The sequence below is a fragment of the Rhodoferax sp. genome, assembly GCF_023701345.1.
Taxonomy (GTDB): domain Bacteria; phylum Pseudomonadota; class Gammaproteobacteria; order Burkholderiales; family Burkholderiaceae_C; genus Rhodoferax.
On the sequence record NZ_JAMPXE010000021.1, the window covers coordinates 1 to 16,611 of the forward strand.

General features: G+C 62.8%; 31 protein-coding genes. 7 read left to right on the forward strand and 24 right to left on the reverse strand.

Features of this window, described 5'->3' with window-relative positions:
• From NDI87_RS04645 to NDI87_RS04755, 23 genes are all read right to left on the reverse strand, one after another.
• A partial coding sequence (locus NDI87_RS04645; RefSeq protein ID WP_296273634.1) for a DUF1320 domain-containing protein occupies positions 1 to 416 on the reverse strand: 416 nt, incomplete at its 3' end.
• Between the two features lie 19 nt (positions 417 to 435).
• On the reverse strand, positions 436 to 762 hold the full coding sequence (locus tag NDI87_RS04650; RefSeq protein WP_296273635.1) for a capsid cement protein: 327 nt from the start codon (positions 760 to 762) through the stop codon (positions 436 to 438).
• A gap of 9 nt (positions 763 to 771) precedes the next feature.
• On the reverse strand, positions 772 to 1,029 hold the full coding sequence (locus tag NDI87_RS04655) for a hypothetical protein (RefSeq protein WP_296273636.1): 258 nt from the start codon (positions 1,027 to 1,029) through the stop codon (positions 772 to 774).
• Positions 1,030 to 1,031: 2 nt separating this feature from the next.
• A complete protein-coding gene (locus tag NDI87_RS04660) occupies positions 1,032 to 1,955 on the reverse strand; it encodes a hypothetical protein (RefSeq protein WP_296273637.1) in 924 nt (307 codons plus the stop codon).
• Between the two features lie 33 nt (positions 1,956 to 1,988).
• Positions 1,989 to 3,140, reverse strand: coding sequence for a peptidase (locus NDI87_RS04665; RefSeq protein ID WP_296273638.1), 1,152 nt, complete (start codon positions 3,138 to 3,140; stop codon positions 1,989 to 1,991).
• A 91-nt stretch (positions 3,141 to 3,231) separates the two neighbouring features.
• Positions 3,232 to 3,633 carry a Mor transcription activator family protein gene (locus NDI87_RS04670; RefSeq protein ID WP_296273639.1) on the reverse strand — a complete coding sequence of 134 codons (402 nt, stop codon included), beginning with the start codon at positions 3,631 to 3,633 and terminating at the stop codon, positions 3,232 to 3,234.
• 15 nt (positions 3,634 to 3,648) lie between these two features.
• Positions 3,649 to 4,107, reverse strand: coding sequence for a regulatory protein GemA (locus NDI87_RS04675; protein ID WP_296273640.1), 459 nt, complete (start codon positions 4,105 to 4,107; stop codon positions 3,649 to 3,651).
• Complete coding sequence (locus tag NDI87_RS04680; RefSeq protein ID WP_296273641.1) at positions 4,107 to 4,499, reverse strand: hypothetical protein; 393 nt, start codon at positions 4,497 to 4,499, stop codon at positions 4,107 to 4,109. Before NDI87_RS04680 ends, NDI87_RS04675 begins: the two co-directional genes overlap by 1 nt.
• On the reverse strand, positions 4,496 to 5,017 hold the full coding sequence (locus tag NDI87_RS04685) for a hypothetical protein (protein WP_296273642.1): 522 nt from the start codon (positions 5,015 to 5,017) through the stop codon (positions 4,496 to 4,498). The genes NDI87_RS04680 and NDI87_RS04685 overlap by 4 nt, the downstream gene beginning before the upstream one ends.
• Entirely contained in the window at positions 5,014 to 5,226 is a 213-nt protein-coding gene (locus NDI87_RS04690) for a hypothetical protein (RefSeq protein WP_296273643.1), read from the reverse strand. The genes NDI87_RS04685 and NDI87_RS04690 overlap by 4 nt, the downstream gene beginning before the upstream one ends.
• Position 5,227: 1 nt before the next feature.
• Positions 5,228 to 5,866: a DUF3164 family protein gene (locus NDI87_RS04695; protein ID WP_296273644.1), complete on the reverse strand. Its 639-nt coding sequence runs from the start codon at positions 5,864 to 5,866 to the stop codon at positions 5,228 to 5,230.
• Between the two features lie 26 nt (positions 5,867 to 5,892).
• Complete coding sequence (locus NDI87_RS04700) at positions 5,893 to 6,360, reverse strand: hypothetical protein (protein WP_296273645.1); 468 nt, start codon at positions 6,358 to 6,360, stop codon at positions 5,893 to 5,895.
• Entirely contained in the window at positions 6,357 to 6,881 is a 525-nt protein-coding gene (locus NDI87_RS04705; protein ID WP_296273646.1) for a hypothetical protein, read from the reverse strand. Before NDI87_RS04705 ends, NDI87_RS04700 begins: the two co-directional genes overlap by 4 nt.
• Entirely contained in the window at positions 6,878 to 7,129 is a 252-nt protein-coding gene (locus NDI87_RS04710) for a hypothetical protein (protein ID WP_296273647.1), read from the reverse strand. The genes NDI87_RS04705 and NDI87_RS04710 overlap by 4 nt, the downstream gene beginning before the upstream one ends.
• Positions 7,126 to 7,275: a hypothetical protein gene (locus NDI87_RS04715; RefSeq protein ID WP_296273648.1), complete on the reverse strand. Its 150-nt coding sequence runs from the start codon at positions 7,273 to 7,275 to the stop codon at positions 7,126 to 7,128. Before NDI87_RS04715 ends, NDI87_RS04710 begins: the two co-directional genes overlap by 4 nt.
• Before the next feature lie 3 nt (positions 7,276 to 7,278).
• Positions 7,279 to 8,178 carry an AAA family ATPase gene (locus tag NDI87_RS04720; protein WP_296273649.1) on the reverse strand — a complete coding sequence of 300 codons (900 nt, stop codon included), beginning with the start codon at positions 8,176 to 8,178 and terminating at the stop codon, positions 7,279 to 7,281.
• A 155-nt stretch (positions 8,179 to 8,333) separates the two neighbouring features.
• On the reverse strand, positions 8,334 to 8,579 hold the full coding sequence (locus NDI87_RS04725; RefSeq protein ID WP_296273650.1) for a hypothetical protein: 246 nt from the start codon (positions 8,577 to 8,579) through the stop codon (positions 8,334 to 8,336).
• Positions 8,576 to 10,354, reverse strand: coding sequence for an integrase (locus NDI87_RS04730; protein ID WP_296273651.1), 1,779 nt, complete (start codon positions 10,352 to 10,354; stop codon positions 8,576 to 8,578). Before NDI87_RS04730 ends, NDI87_RS04725 begins: the two co-directional genes overlap by 4 nt.
• Positions 10,355 to 10,365: 11 nt before the next feature.
• Entirely contained in the window at positions 10,366 to 11,283 is a 918-nt protein-coding gene (locus NDI87_RS04735; RefSeq protein WP_296273652.1) for a hypothetical protein, read from the reverse strand.
• 37 nt (positions 11,284 to 11,320) lie between these two features.
• On the reverse strand, positions 11,321 to 11,644 hold the full coding sequence (locus tag NDI87_RS04740; RefSeq protein ID WP_296273653.1) for a transcriptional regulator: 324 nt from the start codon (positions 11,642 to 11,644) through the stop codon (positions 11,321 to 11,323).
• Positions 11,634 to 11,870, reverse strand: coding sequence for a hypothetical protein (locus tag NDI87_RS04745; protein ID WP_296273654.1), 237 nt, complete (start codon positions 11,868 to 11,870; stop codon positions 11,634 to 11,636). The genes NDI87_RS04740 and NDI87_RS04745 overlap by 11 nt, the downstream gene beginning before the upstream one ends.
• Before the next feature lie 17 nt (positions 11,871 to 11,887).
• The gene (locus NDI87_RS04750) at positions 11,888 to 12,193 is read right to left on the reverse strand and encodes a hypothetical protein (protein WP_296273655.1); all 306 of its coding nucleotides are present in this window, start codon (positions 12,191 to 12,193) and stop codon (positions 11,888 to 11,890) included.
• A 29-nt stretch (positions 12,194 to 12,222) separates the two neighbouring features.
• On the reverse strand, positions 12,223 to 12,693 hold the full coding sequence (locus NDI87_RS04755; RefSeq protein WP_296273656.1) for a hypothetical protein: 471 nt from the start codon (positions 12,691 to 12,693) through the stop codon (positions 12,223 to 12,225).
• Positions 12,694 to 12,813: 120 nt separating this feature from the next.
• Here NDI87_RS04755 and NDI87_RS04760 point away from each other — a divergent pair, with 120 nt between their 5' ends.
• On the forward strand, positions 12,814 to 13,113 hold the full coding sequence (locus NDI87_RS04760) for a hypothetical protein (protein WP_296273657.1): 300 nt from the start codon (positions 12,814 to 12,816) through the stop codon (positions 13,111 to 13,113).
• Between the two features lie 58 nt (positions 13,114 to 13,171).
• Here NDI87_RS04760 and NDI87_RS04765 read toward each other — a convergent pair whose 3' ends face one another.
• Positions 13,172 to 13,396 (reverse strand): helix-turn-helix domain-containing protein, encoded by a 225-nt coding sequence (locus NDI87_RS04765; protein ID WP_296273658.1) that lies wholly within the window; start codon positions 13,394 to 13,396, stop codon positions 13,172 to 13,174.
• A 102-nt stretch (positions 13,397 to 13,498) separates the two neighbouring features.
• Between NDI87_RS04765 and NDI87_RS04770 the strand changes: the two genes are divergently transcribed.
• From NDI87_RS04770 to NDI87_RS04795, 6 genes are read left to right on the forward strand one after another with little or no spacing between them, the layout of a single operon-like run.
• The gene (locus NDI87_RS04770) at positions 13,499 to 13,909 is read left to right on the forward strand and encodes a helix-turn-helix domain-containing protein (protein WP_296273659.1); all 411 of its coding nucleotides are present in this window, start codon (positions 13,499 to 13,501) and stop codon (positions 13,907 to 13,909) included.
• A 23-nt stretch (positions 13,910 to 13,932) separates the two neighbouring features.
• Entirely contained in the window at positions 13,933 to 14,382 is a 450-nt protein-coding gene (locus NDI87_RS04775) for a hypothetical protein (protein ID WP_296273660.1), read from the forward strand.
• On the forward strand, positions 14,382 to 14,717 hold the full coding sequence (locus NDI87_RS04780) for a hypothetical protein (RefSeq protein WP_296273661.1): 336 nt from the start codon (positions 14,382 to 14,384) through the stop codon (positions 14,715 to 14,717). The genes NDI87_RS04775 and NDI87_RS04780 overlap by 1 nt, the downstream gene beginning before the upstream one ends.
• 12 nt (positions 14,718 to 14,729) lie before the next feature.
• Complete coding sequence (locus NDI87_RS04785; RefSeq protein ID WP_296273662.1) at positions 14,730 to 15,260, forward strand: DUF4124 domain-containing protein; 531 nt, start codon at positions 14,730 to 14,732, stop codon at positions 15,258 to 15,260.
• A gap of 10 nt (positions 15,261 to 15,270) precedes the next feature.
• Positions 15,271 to 15,555, forward strand: coding sequence for a hypothetical protein (locus tag NDI87_RS04790; RefSeq protein ID WP_296273663.1), 285 nt, complete (start codon positions 15,271 to 15,273; stop codon positions 15,553 to 15,555).
• Between the two features lie 29 nt (positions 15,556 to 15,584).
• Positions 15,585 to 16,595: a hypothetical protein gene (locus tag NDI87_RS04795; protein WP_296273664.1), complete on the forward strand. Its 1,011-nt coding sequence runs from the start codon at positions 15,585 to 15,587 to the stop codon at positions 16,593 to 16,595.
• Positions 16,596 to 16,611 lie beyond the last annotated feature (16 nt).

Consider the following 16,611-nt stretch of genomic DNA (forward strand, 5'->3'; position numbering starts at 1 on the left):
GCCCCCAGGCTGGCGCCGTCAAACTGCTTGGACGCGGTGCGCGTGGCCACGGCATTACCCGCGCCACCGGCCACCGCCACGGCCGCAATGCCGGCCAGCTGCACCTCGCCACTGCTCAGGCGCTTCAAGAGGCTCACCGCGTCCTGGTAGCGCACGCGCACCGTTTCGGGCACACCGTCGTCATAGAGCCGGTAGCGGGCAATTTCGCAAGCCAGGCGGTTGACCACCGGCGGCGTGCTGGGCAATGGCAACGTGTAACGCGTGGCCAGGTAACCGTCGATCTCGGCGGCGGCGTCAGCCAGGGCACGCGCCAGCACCGTGGCATCTATCACCACACCCGCCGCACGGTCGGTGCGCTGCGCCAGCTCGGTGCTGCCAAAGCGCTCCTCCATGTCAGACTGGGTGGCGTAGGTCATGGTCTTTAGTCAGATGGGGTCAGGCCAGCACGCGGATGATGTCGCCAGCCGCAGCCGCCGCGTCACGCGCCACACCAAACGCCACCCCGGTCGACAGCGTCACCGCGCGGCCATCGGCGTCAGACTCCACCTGTGCCCCCACGGCCACAGCGGCACCGGCCTCAACCAGCAGCTCGCCATGCGTGGCCACGCCAGCCTGTTCGCCAGCGGCAAAGTTGGTCACAGGCACGCCCAGGGCGCGTTCACCCGCGCCTGCCACGTTGCCAGAGAAGTCAACAAAGCGGAAACGGCTCAGGGCGACGGCGGCCAGCACGGTGACCGCCAGCAAGATTTTTTCGGTTTTCATGATAGGGAATTACTCCAGGTTGGAATCGGTTGATACGTCGGCAGCGGTAGCCGCCTTGGATGCACGCGCCAGCCCCAGGCGCTCGGCCTGGGCCTTTGACAGCGCAATCGTGGCGCCCGGCTCAAAGCGCTGGCCGTCACGCAGGATCGGCGTGGCGCCCACCAGGTACAGCAGGGTGGCCGCTGCCTTTGCCCCGGCGTCGCTCTTGTCTGCGACGCCGGGGGTCGATGGGGCCTTTGGCCCAGCGGGGTTATGGGTTTTGGCCATGATCAGGCGTTGGTGTTGCTGATCAGGTAACCGGCATCGGCACCCAGCAAGAACGGGCGGAAGATGTCGGTATTGCGAATCAGCTCAATCTTGCCGTCTTCGGTGCGGGTGTCAATCACCGGGCTGCCGCGCTTTTGCAGCGTGTAGCCAAAGCTGGGCTCGTACTGGCTGCGCTGGCCGCTGGCCACTTGCGGCACATAGGCCAGCACCAGGTTGTCGGCCCACAGGTCGCTGGTCACGCCCGCATCGTTGGCGCTTACGGCGCGGCCCACCACCACGTTTTCGATCTCGAAAATGTCACGCAGATCCGCAATGGTCAGCAGGCGGTTGCGCTGGTTGCTGATGATGCCCTTGAGCTGCGGGTGGCGCTTGAGCACGCGCCAGGCGCTGTAGCCAATCACCAGCGTGTTGGGCTCTTTGACCACCTTGGCGCGCACAGCGGCCTTGGCGTCGCTCACCACGCCTTCAGGGTCGGAGTTCACGTAGTCAGAAAAGCATGACGTGCCCGACAGCGCAATCTTGTTGCCTGCGGCATAACTGCCGGTAGCTTGCGTCATGTCGGCCACCATTTTTTCATGGCGCAGGCGAATGCCTTCCACCACTGTGTTGGTGGCCCGTGCCTGCAGCGGGAAGGCGCTTTCGGCGTCTTCGCGGTAGTCAATCGGGTACTCCAGGTCATGCTCATCCATGGCCACGTCCACCGACCCGATGTCTTCGGGGTTGATGCGGTTGCTCTTGGCACGCAGCGCGCGCTCGGTGCTGTACACCTTGAAGTGTTCCTTGCCAAACAGCGGGATCTTGCCGCCCTCTTTTTCCACCTGCACAAACGGCATCAGGTGGCTGCCGACGAAATGCTCATTGGTGTAGCCGGTGGCCAGATTGGTCAAAACCGGGTCAACCACGCGCAAATTACTTAAACGTCCCATTTGAAATACTCCTAAAAAAACTGTGTGTTGGGGTTACCGAACCACTGCGCGGGCAGCGGTCGGGTAATCGGTGTTGTGCGCCGCCATGTGCGCCTTGATGGCCCGGTGCTGCGCCAGGCGCTCAGGGTCAGCGTCGGCAAACAGCGCGTCATCGTCAGCCGTGCCTGCCAGGGCTGCAGCCGCACGCTCGGTGGTGGCGCTCTCGCCAAACTGCACCACGGTGGGCAGCGCGGCAAACATCGCCTTCAGTTGCTCGGCCAACGAGGCTTTCTGCTCGCCCTCGCCAAACTCCACCGGCGCGGCTTGTGCGTCCAGGTGATCCAGCGTGGCCACGGCCACGGCGCGCCAGGCCGGCAGCACGCCGGGCAGGCCCTCGCAAAAGGCCGCGTTGGCCGCGTGCAGCTGGGCTGCCTTGTTGGCCGCCAGCTCGGCTTTCAGGCGGGTGTTTTCTGCCTCAAGGGCGGCTTTCTCTTCAGGGGTCACGGTGCTCTCCTTCGGTTGGGGTTCGGTAAAAAGTGGGGTTGGCACGGCAGCGCCTGCTGTGCCGGAAGTCGCGGCTTCTACAGCCGCCTCACGAATATCGTCTTGCGCACCCAGCTCCAGGGCGCGCACCTCGTAGTTGGGCAGCACCTTGTCGGCCACCTCGGCACCGTGGGCGCCAATGAACCACTCGCGCAGGTTGCGCCACAGGCCGGCGTTGGTGGCGTCGTCCCACTCGCTGAACTCCACCACGCCCTCTTCAAGCTCGGCAAATTGGGGGGAGCGCATGCCCTTCACGGCCGGTGCGGCGGCACCCAGAAAGCCCACGTGGCGCAGGTAATACACGCCGGGCACCGGGTTGCCCGGGCTGCTGGGGGAATAGAAAGCCGCGCTGATCTTTTTGAAGGCACCGGCGGCCACCATGTCGGCAAAGTCGGCATTCACCTGGGCCGGGGTGGCGTCGATGCCGCCCTCGTTAAAGGCCAGCGCCTGCACCCAGCCATAGGCGGGCATGTCATGCGTGGGGTGGCCCACCACCAGCGGCGCCTCGTGCTTGGTGGGGTCGTAGGCGGCCACGGTGGCCTGCAGGTCGCTTTCAGAAAACGCCAGCGCCTGGCCTGACATGGCCGTGTGCTTGCCGGGCTTGAAAATCTGCAAGGCCGGGGCCGGCTGTGCAGCTGTAGGGAGGGGGGTTTTTGGTGCCATGCCGCAATGATCTGCGGCGGCGGGGGAAAGAGTTAACTAAAGCGTTTTAGCTTTTTTTGGGGCGGCAATGCCCCCACGCGGGCGCGAGGGGCTACACCAGGTCGAGCTTGCCCTGGCGGCGGCCCAGCTCGTCGGCCATCATCGCGCCAATGATCTGGCGCACCCGCATCGGCGTCAAGCCGTAGGCGCGGGCCAGCTCGTCGTAGTTGCGGCCATTGAAGCGCGCAAACATGTCGCGGTCACGCAGACTGGCGCGGTAGCGCACGCCCTTGTTCAGGTAAAAGTTCATGCCGCCAATTTCGGCGCTCAGGCGCTCGGTCTGGCGCAAGGCCAGCAGGGCCAACGCGGCCAGCCGCGCCGGTGCCATGGGGGTGTCTGTGGTTTCGTCCTCCGCCAGCTGCACAAAAAGCCACTCGGCCACCATGCGCAGGTTCTCGGGGTAAGCCGGATCCAGCAGCGCATGCAAAGGGGTCAGCAGGTTTTTGTCATCCATGGGGGCTTGCTTTCTTTAGGTCCGCACGTCAATGCCGGTGCGTGTGCACCACGACTTGAGCGCTTCGATCACCGCATTGATCTGGTAGCCGTTCAGAAACCGCCAGTGCTCCATGTGGCTCTGGCGCTTGACATAGGCCGCCAGCGCGGCGTCGGTGTCGGTGTGCACCACGCCATTGGCAGCCAGGGCATGCCACAGCGCGCGCGCCTTGCCCCAGCGTTCGTCCTGGTAATCTTCGACGCTGCGCTGCACCTGGGGGCGCTTGGCCGGGCGTGGGTCGATCAGCCCGGCGCGCTGCTGCAGGGTGCTCAGGTGCGCCAGGTAGGCCTTGCGCTGCGTGGCGCTCATGGTGGCGCTGCTGGCCTGGCCGGTGACCGCCAGCTTGAGCGCGCTGGCATCCTCAGCGCTCAGGCCCAGCGCCTTTTGCGCGCAGTGGATGGCGGCCAGGTGGGATTGGCGCGGGGCGGTGGCCATCAGAACAAACTCTCGGTTTGGGTGTCGCGCTCGGCTTCGGCCACATCCAGGCCACGCCCAACGAAGTGGTTGACCAGCATGTTCAGATCGTCCTGGTCGTCCACGTCGTGAACCCCATCGTCGTACACCCGGATGCGCTCCAGATGCTCCAGATGAAGGATGGCACCCAACTGCCCTATGGGCGGCACTGGCTGCGGCTCGGTGGACAGATATGTTTCGCTCGACGTTTCCGGCTCTTCGCCCGTAATGGCAGCGTTGGCGGCCATCAGCCGGTCAAACGACTCCGAGCCGGGGCCGATCAGGTAAGCCAGCCTCGGGTCTTCCTTGATGCGACGGAGCAGCCAGGTCACTGCTTTGGAGGCCAGGGCGAGTTTTTGCTGATCGGTCATCATGAGCTTTTGCCCTCAACGCGAGTTGTGAACACCACGCCAGCCGATTCTTTCTTGCCATTCCCCTTGGCGCACCAATCTACCCATGCGACCAACGCATCAACCTGGGCTTTTCCGGTCTCGGCCTCCGGGACGCCAGGCACCAGCAGCTTGCCTTCGCTCTTGCCCTGGCCATGCCGCGCCAACACGTCCACAAGTTGGCGCAGTGGCACGTCCATACCGGTGGCGAACCCAATCGCACCTTCGGGCACCTCGCGGCCAAACTCGATCAGGCCAGACTGCCAGGCCCAGGCGTGCACCGGCTCGGCGTACAGCTTCCAGTGCGTGAGGGTGTAGTCACCCCGAACCGGCACCTGCGATACGTGGACCAGTGACGCACCGTAAAGCTTTTCTCCCAGGCGCTGTGCCGCTTGCTTGTCACCTGCCGTGCAGCTGGCCCGTATGCCCTGCACGGTGTTGGTCTGGTAGGTGCCGTTCATCGAACGGACCGTGATGTTGGTGGTTTGGACTTGCGGGCTCATTTGTACAACCCCTTCAAAGCGTCAGCGCAGGGTTGGCAGTGATTTTTTAAGTGATCGCTCTCAGGAAGCAATGTGTCGCAGCCAGCGCATACCACTTGCACTTTTTGTTTTTCTACTGATTGGCACATTGCTTTAAACAAGGCATTTGCATCGCTACCAGTGGCCCGAATGCTTACGCCGCGTTTTCGATTGATGATGGTGAAACCCATCTCACACCCCCGCCACATCAAGATTGATCGGAAAGTACTCACCCGTAGCATCAGAGCGCTTGTAGAAGCGGATGTAGGGCTTGGTGCTGGCGGTCTGCATGCTGTCGGCAATGGCCTGCATGGCAGACTGCCACTTGGCATCATTGATGTCCAGGCGGCGCAGGCTCAGGACGCGGCCGGTGTTGATCTTGCCTTCCTTGTCGGTCTGGAAGGCGTGGTTGACCAGGGCCTTGATGTTGTCATTGGCGCCCTGCGCCCAAATGTGCACGCATTCGTCAATGAGCGCCTTGGCGGCCATGAGCTGTTCGCCAAACACGATCTTGTCCTGCATCTGGCGCACCAGCTTGTAGACGCCGTCGTAGCTGACCAATGTGACGTTGCCTTTCTCACCGCCGGTGCGCACGCCGTATTGCTCCAGGCTCAGGCTGACGAAGGCGGCCACATCGGCCATGGCGGCCAGCTTGAAGGCGCGCAGCGCCGCGCTCTCGGTCTCGGCCATGCGGCACAGGTCGTACACCATCTGGTTGCGCACCTGGTCGATTTGCTTGACCTTGGCCTCGGGCACCAGGTTGCCATTGGCGTCCAGCCAGTAGCCGGGCGTGGTGCTGCGGCTGTAGCTGGGTTGTGTGGTTTGTGTCATGGGAAAGGTCCTTGTGGGTTGAGAAATCAGCAGCGGTCGCCATGGCTGGCGTAGCGCTGGTAGTCGAGTGCGCCGGGGCGCAGCACCGGGGCATGCGATGCCTGCCACGTCGGGGCGCGCATCACGTCGTACTGGTTGGGCAGGGCTTTGCTCACCAGGTACGAGTCTTCGGATTCAATGGGGTCATGGATTGCCGCGCTTCGCTCGCAATGACGGCTGGCCAGGGCGGTGCCGCGCTTGGGCTTGAAGGCCAGGTGGCCCAGCGTGTAGACGGCCTTTCGGCCCAGGCCGTTGCGCAGCAGCTGGTCGGTTTGGCACAGGTAGCCCAGCTTGTTGCTGAAGCGGGTGTGGGCATATTTGGGGCTCAGCTCCAGGTCGCCAAACTGGTCAAACAGCAGGCCGTAGCTGGCCTCGCCGTATTGCTTGACCAGCTTGAGCAGTGCCTGGTTGACCAGCAAGCCGGCGTGAGCGCTATTTTTTGGCAGGGTGTTCATGCTTTGACTCCAAGGTTTTTGAGGCTGGCAATTTGCTGGCGAATGGCATCGGGCATGCCGGCGGGGTTGGCCGCGCCCTGCCCGGCCACGGGGTGGCGTTTGGCGGCCTCAAGCCGCACCTCGGCCACGGCCTCCACCTTGTCGGCCAGGCTGACCAGGATGGTGTACAGGTAGCCGTGGCCTTTCATGGGCAGCTCCAGCCGGCCGGCGTCACGCGCCTGCAGCATCTGGTCGATGCCCTGCGCCCACACGTTCAGCGGCACGGCCCAGTCGCGGCCCCGGTGGGTGATGGCGCCGCGCTCCAGGTCGGGCAGCAGCTGCAGCAAAATGCGCACCTGCTTGCGTTGCGTGAGGCTGGTTTTGGGCGGGGCAAACAGCCGGGTGTACTGCAGCAGCGGCCCGCCCAGGGGCAGCGCCACGGCAATCAGCCGGGCCACGGCGGCGCGGTTGTCGGCATCGACAAACAGGTGGTCCAGCGCCAGCGCGGCGCCGCACACGGGGCAGCTCAGGTCTGTCGTCATGCGAAGCGCTCCAGCAGGTAGCCCATCAGCATGCCCAGCCCGCCCACACACACCAGCAGCCAGACCAGGTCGACCAACAGGCCGCGCTGTGTTACGGGCGAACGGTGCGGGCCGTCGATGGTGCCGGGGGCAAAGGGGAAAGTGGGCCGGGCGGGCTCGGGGCTGCAGGGCAGCTCGCACTCAAAGGCCTCGCAGTCCGGGCAGCAGCGGTTTTGGCACACGCCCAGTTCTTCACAAGTTCGGCTCATGCTGAAATCCTCCGGGCGCTGATGCGCTTGGCATCGGGGTACGTGGTCATGGTCTGGATGACGGCGTCAAAGCCGTCGGCATACAGGCCGAAGAAGAGGCAACGCGAGCCGTCGGGCTGGGTGATGAGGATGCGGTAAGACTTCATGGCTCAGCACCCCTTCACCACTTGGGCGTCCACCTGCGGCCAGTGGGCGGCGGCGGCGGCGTTCATGGCGCGGCACACCAGGTTGTTCACTACCAGCGGGTAGCACATGCTGCGCGAGTCACCAGGGCGGCCACCGCGCGGCATGTGGATCAGGCGGGCGCGCATGGCGTCAAAGGCATCGGGCGCAAACACGTCGGCCAGCTTGAGGTCAAAGCGGGCAAACTTGTGCTGCAGGTAGGCTTCCAGCTCGGCGTCCAGCGGGTCCAGCGCCACCTGCTCGCAGCGCTGCGCCACCTCGCGCACCTCGGCGTTCTGGCTACCCAGGCGCTCGCGCAGCTCGGGTTGGCCAATGAGGGCAATGCCGATCAGGCGCTGCATGCCGTCCTTCAATTCCAAAAAGCGCTTGAGGTGCTTGAGCGTGGCCAGCGGCAGACAATGCGCCTCTTCGATCAGCAGCAGGTGGCGCCGGCCACCCCGACGGCTGGCCTTGAGCAGTTCGTGCACTTGACGAAAGCGCGCCTCGGGGCTGCTCTTGACCTTGAGTTGCGGGTCCAGCGCATAGGCAATGGCCTCGGCAATCTGGCCGCTCTTGAGGGTTTTGCCCTTTTGGTCGTTGGCCTCCATGGCCAGCACATAGGGGCGCACCACCAGCACATCGCGTTTGTCGGCCTTGATGCGCTCCTCCAGGTCTTCGGCCAGCGTGCTCTTGCCCGCGCCGCTTTCACCCACCACCGCCACAAAGCCATGGTGCTGGGCGCAGTCGAGCAGCGCGGCGCGCACATAACGCACGCTGGGGCTCTGAAAAACGTCGTCGGGGCTCTGCACGTCGTCCACAAACGGGTTGCGCGGCAGCTTGAAGTGCGCACGGGCCTCGGGGCTGAGGGCTTGGTTTTGCAATAACATCGGATCTTCCTTTACAGTTTCAGTTACGGGGACTTGGGGAACGGCCTCGGCAAGGTGCAAACTTGTCGGGGCCAACTTGTTTTTGAAGGTGCGCGGCCAGGCGCGCATAGGGCGGTTTAAAGCTGTGGCGGGTACATCGGCCTCACCCACCTCGTTTAAAACGCTGCTAGCCGGGGGTTCCCCCCTTCATGGGCAAACGCAGGGCCGAAGGTTTCCTGCCAGGCCGCGAGGCTGGCATCGTCCAGGTTCGGATACCGGTTGTTGCGAATGCGCTTGATCAGGTCGGTACTGATGTCGAGCGCATCAGCCATGTCACGCTTGGTTCGCTTTTCAAGCGTCATCTGATGAATTGCGCGAATCACATCGGGCGTGACCTTGCGGTCAAGGATCGTAGATTTCACAAGGCACCTCCATTCACCACACGCAGGCCCTTGCGCACCGTCAGGCGGTCAAACAAGGCGGGTAATTCATCTTCTGGCACGCCGTCGGCATACAGGCTTTTCAGCGTGGTGATGAGTTCACCGTTCAGCGGCAGGCCCAGCTTGGCCAGCGCCTGGGCGGCCTCGAACTGGCTGAGCTGGCGCACCGCCTTGGGCGTGCTGCTGGTGGTGACAGCGGGCACCAGGTCATTGCCACGGCGCGGCATAAAGCTGCGCTCGGGCGCCTGTTCGATCACCTTGTAGGGGTCGATGCGGCTGCCCAGCGGGATGGCACCGGCGCGGCGCTTGGCCTCGGCCTCTTCGTCGGTGGCCGCGTCATAGGCAAATCGCACCACCTCTTTGCGGTTCACGTCCAGCAGCGTGTCGGCCGGGCGGGCAAAGTCTTCGCCGATGACGTTGGCGCGCTCCAGGAAGCCGGCATCGTCCTTGGCCAGCAATGGGATGCTGTGCAGCAGCTCGTGCCCGTCGGCGTCTTTCAACAGCACCTGGGCGGCGTTGGCCACATGGGGGTTGACGGTGATCTGCAGCTTTTCGCCCACCATCACACCAGGCACCGACTTCACGCAATAGGTGCCGCTCTTGAACGACACCGTCAGGTTGTCATTGACCTTGCGGGTTTCCACCTTTTCGCTCAGCAGCTCAAAACACACCGGGGCCGGGGGCGCAATGCGCAGCTGCTCGGGGGCAATGGTGAGCCACTGCTCAAAGCGGGTTTTGCCGTGCCGGGTGTGCACCTTGTTGCCGTTGTACCAGCAGGCCCAGCGCTGGGCGCAGGCGTTCAGGTCGGCCAGGTCGCGCACCGGCTGCAGGCGCAGGCTGCTCTCAAAGCTGCGCTCAATGATGTCGCGGGCTTTTTCCACCTGGCCGGTGGCGCGGGCGTTGCCGGGGGCGTGGGCAATCAGCTGCACCTGCAGCCGGCGTGCCAGGTTGCCAAACAGGCCGCTGGTGTTGGCGCTGCCCATGTCCATCATCAAGATGAAAGGCACGCCGTGCATGGGGTCGCTGGGGCGCTTCTGGATGGCGGCAATAAAGCTTTCGGCCAGGTTGGTGCCGCTTTCGGCGCCCATGACGTAGTGCACAAAGATGGCGCCGCTGTTGTGGTCGGTCACCTCATAGCTCCAGACCCGGTCGGCCTCAATGCGCTTCAGGTTGGCGGGCTTGTTTTTGTAAAACTGGTCGCGCGCCATGACCTGCAGGCCGGCCTCTTTGGCGCTGGTGGGGGTCAGGTAATACAGCACACAAATGCTGGCGTCGATCTGCCAGACGTGGTTGGGGTGCAGGCTTTTCAGCTCCACCGCCGGCGTGGGCCGGTTGAGCTGGTCGGGGTGCATGCCATAGCTGCGCAGCGCGCGGGCAATGGCACTGTCGCTCAGGCGGGTGAGTTCGCCGCTGTCGGCGTCCAGCACAAAGGGGTTGATTTCGCCATTGGCCAGCAGCATGTCGACGGCCTGGCCAATGCTCATGAGGCGCTTGCCGGTTTTTCTGGCGCTGGTCATGAGCAGGGCACTGATGGCGCGGGCGTCATCACGGCACAGCTCCACGGCGCCGGCATCGCAGCGTTGTTTGCGGGTGGGTTTCACGGTGACTTGTTCCAGGTAACGGTGGACGGTGGGCAGGCTGACCCCCAGCTCGGCGCAGGCCGCTGCGTACAGCGCCTGCTTGTGGCCGCGCGGCGCGGCGGCGGTGGCTTGCGCCAGCTGCACCAGGCGCGCGACGGTAGCGGGGTTGAGTGCCATGGCGGGTAGCTTCAGAGGCCGGTGGATTCGGGTGTCGGGAAATTCCATTGCGCCACCTCGGCGGCCAGCTCCTGGTCGCGGGCGTTGCTGATGTCGGGCAGGTGGAACTCGTCACGCAGCGCGGCCAGCTCGGCCTGCACCTGGCCCAGCAGGCCGGCCATGAACAGGCTGTGGTCGGCGTCGCTGTGGTTCTTGAGGGCAATGAAGGCCTGGCGCAACTGGCCCTGCACGCAGCCCAGCGCATCGTTGGTGAAGGCGGTGGTTTCTTTCTGCAGCTCCAACAGCACGGTGTCAGGCGTGGCCTTGGCAATGTGGCGGCTGAGTTTGTCGATCTGCTTGTTTTTGTTTTCCAGCAGTTTTTCTGTGGCTTCTTTTTCTGCCTTGGCCTCACGCACCGCCTTGCGCAATTCCTTGACCGACATGGTGGCCACGTCGTCCAGGGCGAGTTCGCCGGTCTGGCCGGTGAGTTCGAGTTCTTCGAGTTGATCGTCGTCCAGGACCAGCATTTCAAACAGCTTGGACTGGTTGTTGATGGCTTTCAAAGTTGCCGACGTCGGCAACTTTGAGAACTTTGCCGCTGACTGCATGAAGCGAGATGCCACACCAACATCAATCCCCAGCACATCCAGCCGGGCCATAAAGCTGCCGTGGGCGCAAGCCTCTTTCAGCACACGCAAGCCCTTGCCCACTTCCAGGCAGGCTTCCACACTGCGGCGCATGTTGGCGCTGATGTCGCGCTGGATCAGGTCGGGGTCGGTGCAGTCGGCGGGCAGCGCATAGCCCATTTGCAGGGCCACGGCGCGCACGGCGCTGTCCTGTTGGGCGGTGGCCAGCGCCAGCTGGTTGGCGGCGCTGAAGTCTTCAGTCACAAGTACCTCATTCATGGGCACGTCAATGACTTCAGCGGCGGGGGTGGGTTGTTTGGCCATGGTGGCTGGTCTTTCTGTACAGGGTTGAAAAAATGGTTTACAGGGGCACGTGGTAGCGGTTGCTCACCTCGTCCAGCCGGCGCTTGGCGCTGGCCAGCTCGGTGCTCACCGTGACGCTGATGCGCACAAAGGGCACACCCAGGCGCCAGCGGTTGGTGCCCTCGACACGCTCCACAAAGCCGGTCTCGGCGGCCAGCGCGGGCAGGTAATTGCTGACCCAGGGCGCGCCCACGCCCAGGGCCTTGGCAATCTCGCCCGGGGCCAGGCCCAGCAGCTCGTGGCCAGCCAACAGGCGAAACAGCTCGCAGGTTTTCAGGGTGTGGGTGGGCAGCGTCACCGCTTTGGGTTTGTCAGTTGCCATGGCTGTCGCTCCCCAATTGCGCCGTGCCGTTCACAGCATGGTGGCGGGCGCGTTCCAGGTACAGCAGCTCGCACTGCAGGGCGCGGGTCAGGTGCTCGGCCAGGCGGTCGGCCATCCAGCCCGGCGCGATGTCGATCTGGCCGCAGCTGGTGCCAATGGTGAAGCCCCGGTTTTTCATGTCAGGCACTTGCTTGTCCAGCGCGTAGTGAATGTCTTGTTGGTCCATGCTGTGCATGCTCCGGCTCAGCCTTGCTGTGCCTGGCGCTGGGCGCGGGCCTTGCCCTCCAACGCCACCTGCAGGGCCAGCACGTCGAGCATGAAACCCAGCTCCTGGCGGGCCTTGCGCACCCAGTCATAGGCGCTCTTGCCGCCGTCAAAGCAGTCCACCAGCGTGCGCGCCAGGTCGGCGTCAGTGGCGTGTTCTTCTTTCAGCGATGCCAGGTGCAGCAGCAAATTGACCTGGGCGGTGCGGTCGGCTTGCTCGTAGTCCGGGGCCTGGGCTTGCGCCTGCGCCAGGGCGGCGCGCATGTGGTCGATGGTGTGTGGCATGAGGTGCTTTCAGGGTGGTGGGTGGATGGTTAAAAGTCCAGCTCGGGGGTGGCGTGCTGGCTGACGTTGGCGTGGTGCCAGGCCACTTGCTGCAGGTGACTGGCCAGCGCGGCCAGGGTCTCGGCGGCATCGGCCTTGCCAGGCGCGGCGTAAAAGTCGGCCAGCAGTTGCAAGGCCGCGCCAAAGCAGCTGTTGAGCTCCACCATGTCGGTCTGCGTGGCGGTGCGGCCCGTCGGCATGTCAATGGCCAACTTGCCCGCGCTGGCAGCCAGCCAGCAGCTGGCAAAGTGGCAACCGCACGCGTGCTCAAACGCCGGGATCAGGATGGCGGGCAAGCGCCCCGTGGCTAGCCACTTGTAAAGGCTGTCATGGCTGGCGCCCATGCGGTCGGCAATGCGCTCGATGGACAGGTTTGATTTCTCCTGGGCAAATTCCTTGCACAGGCGCAAGGCATCAACCAGGCTGTTCGGGTGCACCCGTTTCCAGTTGCGGCGGTTCATTGGAAAGTCCTCGCGATGGGGGTCAAAACGGCTGCGAAACAAATGGCCGGGCTGGAAACGCGCTTTGGCGTTTTTTGAGCGCACAGTGTGGGCATGGCAACTTTCAACCAGGAGCAAACCATGGACACAAAAGACTTTGACGAACTGGCCGGGCGCATTGAGGGCGTGGCGCGTGCCGTGCTGTTGCTGGCGCAAATGATGGAGCGTGAGACTGACATGGATGGCCCTACCCTTTCACGCCAGTGGCGGCAATCTCTTGCGCCGCAAGGCGATGCGGACACGCCAAGCACAGCGCACAAGACCCTGCTGCAACTGGCGCAGGTGCTGGATGACGCACGTAGTCGGTACCAAGAATCGGTTCGCGCGGCAAGGCTGGCAGATCCTGCGCTGATGCGGCAAGTGCCGCCTCGGCAAGGGTAAATGGGGGTGTCTTCATGGAGCGGTTAAAGTTGGGCATTCACGTTTGTGAATTGGTGGTTTAGCGGGCATGGCCAGCAACGGCCAGGTGCGGGTATTTGCCGGGCCACAGGGTGGCCACGGCAATGCCGGTGACCTCGCTGATGCGCTTGGCCACGCGCTCGCTGGTGCCGCGTCCGGCAATGACATGGGCCACGCAGGTGTGGGTCACGCCCAGACCGCGCGCCACGTCGGTCGGCGTGGTGCCCTGCATGCGGATCTGGGCCTTGATGAGTTCTGGGTGCATGGTGTTGGCCTTGGGGGGTTGGGTTTTTGAGCGTTTGAAAATTTGTTGAGTGAATTATAGGAACGATTGTTCCTATTTGTAAATATATTTTTAGGAAATTTTGTGTCATCACTTTCCGACCGAATACGTGAAGTTCGCGAGGGTCTTGGATTCAGCCAACAGCAATTGGCTGATAAAGGCGGCGTTACGGCCCGGTCGCAGAGAAATTACGAGGCAGGCGAGCGGTTCCCGGATGCGGCTTACCTGATGGCCATAGCCGCAGCCGGGGCCGATGTGCGCTACATCCTTACCGGCAGCCGTGACGGCCCGGTGCCCGTGGCCTTGACTGATGACGAGCGCGCCATGCTGGCCGACTACCGCGAAGCCAGTGGCCCGGTGCGCCGCGCGGCGCGCGCTGCCCTGCAGTCAGGGGCCAGCCCGCCAGCAGCCAAACACAGCCAGGTCAACACGGCGCCAGACGCAATACAAGTCAGAGGGTCAGGCAATACGGTGCTGTCACACCGTAAAAAGTAATTAAACCAAGGGAGGAATAGTCAATGAGGGATGAGCAACAACAAGAAAACTCAGGTGCAGGGACGGTTCAAATCAACGGTAACTACAACACCGTCAACCATCACACGCATCAGCACGACCATTACCACCAGCACCAGCACCAGCACAGCCACATCCTTACCGGCCCGCTGTACGCCCGTGGCCCGGTGGTGATTCACACGCTGGTGCAGCAGCAGGCACCGTTCGCGCTGCAAGCGCCGCTCGCGCCGCAAGCGCGCAAGGGCCAACGCACGAAGACCAGCGCACGCATTACCCCGGCGCAAAAAGACTTGCTGGAGCTGATGCGCCCGTTGCCCAAGCCGGTGCGTCATGAGGTGATGGCCTGGATGCGCACCGAGTTCGGCACCGCCCTGGTAATGGCGCTGGAGCCGCGTGAGCTGCATTGCGCACGTAAGCGGGTGCTGGACGTGCGCCTGGCGGCGGGGGTGCGATGATGAAGTTTATTTATGTTGTTCCCCTGCTGGGTACGCTCTTGCTGACCGGTTGCGGTGGCGGTGGCGGCGACCCCGGCACATGCAGCGGCAGCCCGCAATGGTGTGCCGAAACGGGCGGTGTGGGGTCTGCGCAGATCGTCCCGCCTGTTGTCGTATCAACGACGTTTGTCCGCGTGCCCGACAGCGACGTGCTGACGGTCACCTGCCCAGATATTCTCGCGCTCAACAATGGCGACAAGGTCGCCGCCGAGGCATCCGCACAGGGTGCTTACCAACGCGGCAATGTTGGCCTTGACGGCGATAAAGATGGGTTTGCCTGCAATGGCGTTTTTTAACCAGGAGGAACCATGTACCAGACTGTTTTTCTAACTGCCCTCCTGGCCGCCCTGTGCGGCCCAGCCTGGGCCATCAACAAGTGCACCGGGGCCGATGGCAAGGTGGTGTTTCAGGATGCGCCTTGCAGCGGCAAGGGCGAGGTGTTGCGGGTGCGGCCCGGCTCCGGCCATGAACCTGTGCCGCAGGTGGCGCAATCGCCAGCGGCTGACGTGCCGGCCAAGCCAAGAACCGAGGCGCAGCGCATTGAGGCATTGATCGCCGCCAGCCAGGGCAAGCGCCGCCTGCAGGAGCTTGAGGTGCGGCTGGTGCCCGATGCGCAAGGGGCCATTGATGCACACCGGGCGCAGTGTGATGGACAAATGAAGGCGCTGCAGGTGAAAAAATATTCAGCCAGCAATAACCTGGCCGGGGCGACGTGGGAGGGTTCGATCTCAGGCGAGATGACCGCCATCGCCACCCGTTGCGATACGCGCAACCGTGAGCTCAAGGATGACTACGACGCGTTGCGCAAGGAATGCCAGGCGGCGGGCGGGTGCAAGTAGCAAGTTGGCCATGCTGTTTTTAGTGGCCACGGGCACAGCGGTCAAGCGCGGTGGCACGCAGCAGCGTATCTATGAGCGCGGCCAGACCACCTGGTATGTGTACACCGACGAGGCACGGGTGACGGCGGTGCAGACTTCCACGACACCAGGCGCACGCCAGCAAAGTGGCGGGCGCTGCCCGAACGCGGTGGAGATACGCAGCGCAGAGACCAGTGCGTCAAGCATCACGCTGTCTGATGCCGAGCGGGTGGAGCGGCTGCGCCAGATCGGCGAGATGCGCCGCTGTGGCAGGTGAGGTTTTTTTTAACCAGGAAGGAAATAACTATGACGACAGAACCAATTGAAGCGCCCCTACTCATCACCAGTGAGGAGGATGCCTTTCGGTATCTTCAGCTTGCACTTGATCAATCGCTATCAGACAAACCAATCACCATTGAATTCAAGAACTGGCCACTTCTCACAATCAGCATGACAGGCGAAGGCTATGACAGTACCATCACTTCGCATATGGCTCAGGCGCTGGTAGAGTTGCAACATGCCATGAACCGCACTTACGCACGAACGGTCCGTGGCAGTAGCAACCCGAATGTTCTGACGGATGTACAAAAACAATCTATCGAATTCAAAGCCAAGGTTGAAAAAGGCAGTTCCAAAATAACAGTTGATCTTGGAGAATATGTTTCTGCTATTGCACAAGGATTGGTGGGGAAAATGGATGGTTCTCAATTGGTGATGGTGGTCTTAGGATCTGCCGTAGTAGCAGGCAGCGTTATTGCATACAAGGCATTCCTGCAACATCGCTCTGAAGACAAAAAGGTGGAGACTGCCACTCAAGAACGCATTGGCTTGTCACAAGAAGAAACCAAGCGCCAAGCGATTTTTCAACAGGTGGTAGCTGCGCAGCCACGGCTGGACTATGCACGTCAAGATTTCGATGATGCACGTCACAGCATCGTTAAAAGTGTGGGTGATGCTACGTCTCTAAAGGTGCAAGGCGTTGAATTAAGCCGAACTGAGGCACGCAAAATCGCATCTACACCTCGGTCTGAATCAATTGATGTTCAACTGAACGGCAATTACCTCATTGACAAGTTGGATTGGACAAAAGAGGGAGAGGTGCGCATTTCTGTCTGCAGCACTGATCAGACGCTTGATTTCACGGCAAAACTCAATACACAGACGCTGACCGAGTCGCACAAAGAAAAACTAAAGGCTGCTGAGTGGGGTCGCCAGCGTTTGCATTTGCAAATCAATGCGACCAGACTGCGTGGCGAGGTGACCACGGCAGCCATCGTGGGCGTTGAATGGCCCAAAGACCCACCTGCTGCTGTTTGATCTTGTTCCCTCTCAA

What these genes read in the sequence shown, in the direction of transcription:
- NDI87_RS04715 (WP_296273648.1), bottom strand. Translation starts at nt 7,275, where the DNA reads ATGAAGTCTTACCGCATCCTCATCACCCAGCCCGACGGCTCGCGTTGC.
- NDI87_RS04760 (WP_296273657.1), top strand. Translation starts at nt 12,814, where the DNA reads ATGGACACAAAAGACTTTGACGAACTGGCCGGGCGCATTGAGGGCGTG.
- NDI87_RS04785 (WP_296273662.1), top strand. Translation starts at nt 14,730, where the DNA reads ATGTACCAGACTGTTTTTCTAACTGCCCTCCTGGCCGCCCTGTGCGGC.
- NDI87_RS04780 (WP_296273661.1), top strand. Translation starts at nt 14,382, where the DNA reads ATGAAGTTTATTTATGTTGTTCCCCTGCTGGGTACGCTCTTGCTGACC.
- NDI87_RS04705 (WP_296273646.1), bottom strand. Translation starts at nt 6,881, where the DNA reads ATGACGACAGACCTGAGCTGCCCCGTGTGCGGCGCCGCGCTGGCGCTG.
- NDI87_RS04755 (WP_296273656.1), bottom strand. Translation starts at nt 12,693, where the DNA reads ATGAACCGCCGCAACTGGAAACGGGTGCACCCGAACAGCCTGGTTGAT.
- NDI87_RS04775 (WP_296273660.1), top strand. Translation starts at nt 13,933, where the DNA reads ATGAGGGATGAGCAACAACAAGAAAACTCAGGTGCAGGGACGGTTCAA.
- NDI87_RS04685 (WP_296273642.1), bottom strand. Translation starts at nt 5,017, where the DNA reads ATGAGCCCGCAAGTCCAAACCACCAACATCACGGTCCGTTCGATGAAC.
- NDI87_RS04730 (WP_296273651.1), bottom strand. Translation starts at nt 10,354, where the DNA reads ATGGCACTCAACCCCGCTACCGTCGCGCGCCTGGTGCAGCTGGCGCAA.
- NDI87_RS04750 (WP_296273655.1), bottom strand. Translation starts at nt 12,193, where the DNA reads ATGCCACACACCATCGACCACATGCGCGCCGCCCTGGCGCAGGCGCAA.
- NDI87_RS04720 (WP_296273649.1), bottom strand. Translation starts at nt 8,178, where the DNA reads ATGTTATTGCAAAACCAAGCCCTCAGCCCCGAGGCCCGTGCGCACTTC.
- NDI87_RS04795 (WP_296273664.1), top strand. Translation starts at nt 15,585, where the DNA reads ATGACGACAGAACCAATTGAAGCGCCCCTACTCATCACCAGTGAGGAG.
- NDI87_RS04680 (WP_296273641.1), bottom strand. Translation starts at nt 4,499, where the DNA reads ATGATGACCGATCAGCAAAAACTCGCCCTGGCCTCCAAAGCAGTGACC.
- NDI87_RS04735 (WP_296273652.1), bottom strand. Translation starts at nt 11,283, where the DNA reads ATGGCCAAACAACCCACCCCCGCCGCTGAAGTCATTGACGTGCCCATG.
- NDI87_RS04655 (WP_296273636.1), bottom strand. Translation starts at nt 1,029, where the DNA reads ATGGCCAAAACCCATAACCCCGCTGGGCCAAAGGCCCCATCGACCCCC.
- NDI87_RS04765 (WP_296273658.1), bottom strand. Translation starts at nt 13,396, where the DNA reads ATGCACCCAGAACTCATCAAGGCCCAGATCCGCATGCAGGGCACCACG.
- NDI87_RS04740 (WP_296273653.1), bottom strand. Translation starts at nt 11,644, where the DNA reads ATGGCAACTGACAAACCCAAAGCGGTGACGCTGCCCACCCACACCCTG.
- NDI87_RS04670 (WP_296273639.1), bottom strand. Translation starts at nt 3,633, where the DNA reads ATGGATGACAAAAACCTGCTGACCCCTTTGCATGCGCTGCTGGATCCG.
- NDI87_RS04660 (WP_296273637.1), bottom strand. Translation starts at nt 1,955, where the DNA reads ATGGGACGTTTAAGTAATTTGCGCGTGGTTGACCCGGTTTTGACCAAT.
- NDI87_RS04675 (WP_296273640.1), bottom strand. Translation starts at nt 4,107, where the DNA reads ATGGCCACCGCCCCGCGCCAATCCCACCTGGCCGCCATCCACTGCGCG.
- NDI87_RS04665 (WP_296273638.1), bottom strand. Translation starts at nt 3,140, where the DNA reads ATGGCACCAAAAACCCCCCTCCCTACAGCTGCACAGCCGGCCCCGGCC.
- NDI87_RS04700 (WP_296273645.1), bottom strand. Translation starts at nt 6,360, where the DNA reads ATGAACACCCTGCCAAAAAATAGCGCTCACGCCGGCTTGCTGGTCAAC.
- NDI87_RS04695 (WP_296273644.1), bottom strand. Translation starts at nt 5,866, where the DNA reads ATGACACAAACCACACAACCCAGCTACAGCCGCAGCACCACGCCCGGC.
- NDI87_RS04650 (WP_296273635.1), bottom strand. Translation starts at nt 762, where the DNA reads ATGAAAACCGAAAAAATCTTGCTGGCGGTCACCGTGCTGGCCGCCGTC.
- NDI87_RS04790 (WP_296273663.1), top strand. Translation starts at nt 15,271, where the DNA reads ATGCTGTTTTTAGTGGCCACGGGCACAGCGGTCAAGCGCGGTGGCACG.
- NDI87_RS04710 (WP_296273647.1), bottom strand. Translation starts at nt 7,129, where the DNA reads ATGAGCCGAACTTGTGAAGAACTGGGCGTGTGCCAAAACCGCTGCTGC.
- NDI87_RS04690 (WP_296273643.1), bottom strand. Translation starts at nt 5,226, where the DNA reads ATGGGTTTCACCATCATCAATCGAAAACGCGGCGTAAGCATTCGGGCC.
- NDI87_RS04745 (WP_296273654.1), bottom strand. Translation starts at nt 11,870, where the DNA reads ATGGACCAACAAGACATTCACTACGCGCTGGACAAGCAAGTGCCTGAC.